Genomic DNA, 887 nt, shown 5'->3' on the forward strand with positions numbered 1-887 from the left:
GATCTACGCCGCGCTAGCCGATCTGCCGCGGGAAGGCGCCGACATTGCCTCGTTGCGCTTCGCCTTTTGCGGCGCCGCGCCGCTGCCGGCCGAGGTCGCGCGGCGCTTCGAAGCAGTCGCCGGCATTCCGCTGTACGAGGGCTACGGTCTGACCGAAGGCGCGTGCGTCTCGGCCCTCAATCCGCCGCAGGGCGAACGTCGCCTCGGCACGGTCGGCCTGCGCCTGCCGCACCAGGCAATCGGCGTCTGGAAGGTCGACGGCTCCAGCTATGCCACCGAGCCGTGCGCGCCGGGCGAGACCGGCGTCATCGGCATCAACGGTCCGAATGTGTTTCCCGGCTATTTGCGCGAGCAAGACAATGGCGGCATCTGGCTGAATCCGGGATGGTTCAATACCGGCGACCTCGGCCATCTCGATGCCGACGGCTATCTGCATCTGACCGGCCGTGCCAAGGAGCTGATCATCCGCGGCGGCCACAACATCGATCCGGTGATGATCGAGGATGCGCTGCTGCAGCATCCGGCCGTGGCAATGGCGGCCGCGGTCGGCCAGCCGGATGCGCACACCGGGGAATTGCCAGTCGCCTACGTCACGCTCAAGCCAGGCTTCACCCCGGCTGCCGACGAACTGCTGGCGGCCGCACGCAACCTCGTGCCGGAACGCGCTGCAGTGCCAGCGCGCATCGAGATCCTGCAGGAGATGCCGCTGACCTCCATCGGCAAGGTGGCCCGGGCGGAGCTACGCATGCGCGCTGCCGAGCAAGTGTTCCGAGAGATTTTGGCGCAGGCCAGCACGGCCGCCAGCGTGCGCGTGGGACCGGATATCCGGCGCGGCACCGTCGCCTTCGTCCAATGCCCCGCCGCGGACGTGGCGCGCGTGCAGGATT

1 protein-coding gene is annotated in these 887 nt (G+C 68.7%); it reads left to right on the top strand.

Translation table 11 applies throughout. From position 1 onward, the window contains the following. Positions 1-887: AMP-binding protein (locus tag ACYP5B_RS27460; RefSeq protein ID WP_459571808.1), on the top strand; the 887-nt coding region annotated here is incomplete at both ends.

It is taken from the genome of Cupriavidus sp. 8B (assembly GCF_054589115.1).